Here is a 931-nt window from a genome sequence, read left to right as displayed (position 1 = left end):
GGCGTGGGTCGAGCGCGGTGGCCATCTGGTGGCCTATCGGCTGGTGGCAGACGACGAGACCATCACCGACTGGGTGCCGGCGAGCTTTGCGTCACCGCCAAAGCGGTGCATGGCTCCCGCAGCCAGTGCGCCGGCCTCTGGCGCGTCGGCCGAACCACAGGCCGCTTCAGCACCAGCCTCCACGCCCACAAGCGCCGGGGACGATGACGACGAAGCGTTCGACGATGAGGACGAGGATGATGAAGACGCAGCAGCCGATGCTCCGGCTGCCGAAGCTGCGTCGGCTCCCGCGGCCTCAGCGTCGTCCGCAACTGCGCAGGACGCCTCGCCGTCCAAGCGGCGTGAAGCCCAATGCCCCTTGTTGTCTGAGCCGCCCGGGCAAGCCGGCTGGTTCGATGCACCGCGCAGCTACAAGGTTTGCGTGCGAAGCTCACAAAACCTGCTGGCGAAGACGGAGCCCCTCTGGTCGGTGGCAGACAACAAAGGCGTCAAGGCGTTGCGCGTGGCCGTCGGCCAGGGTACTGCGACGCTGTCGACGCAATGGGAGGCGCCCCAAGCCGCCGAGCTGCAAGAAGACGACGAGGCACTGCTGTGGGCCGCCATCGTGCAGTTGCACCCCGGCCAGCAAATCTGGGTGATCGACGACGAGCACCACCCCGGCCTCTTCGCGACGCTGTGGCGTGTCGCACCGGCCGCCTGCGTGCTGGCCGTGCTCGCGCTGGCCCTGACGCTGTGGCGCTGGGGCACCCGCTTTGCACCGCTGCGCGCCGCCGACGTGCTGGCACGCCGCTCGATGGCCGAACAGGTGCGCGGCACCGCAGCCTACCTGCTGCGCCACGGCCCGGCAGCACTGCACCGCGCGCAATGGCGGGCGCTGGACGAAGCCGCCCACGCCCAGGTGCCCGGTTGGCGCCGCCTGCCGCCAGAGCGC

At 70.4% G+C, this 931-nt stretch carries 1 pseudogene; it reads left to right on the top strand.

Features of this window, described 5'->3' with window-relative positions:
* Nucleotides 1-421: 421 nt before the first annotated feature.
* Nucleotides 422-931: pseudogene (locus AC1DYI_RS36895) on the top strand (DUF4350 domain-containing protein); the annotation flags it as partial.

The sequence above is a fragment of the Ideonella sp. P3_A4 genome (assembly GCF_056403075.1).
Note: the sequence above shows the minus strand (reverse complement) of the source record. Positions and strands in the feature narration are given on the sequence as shown.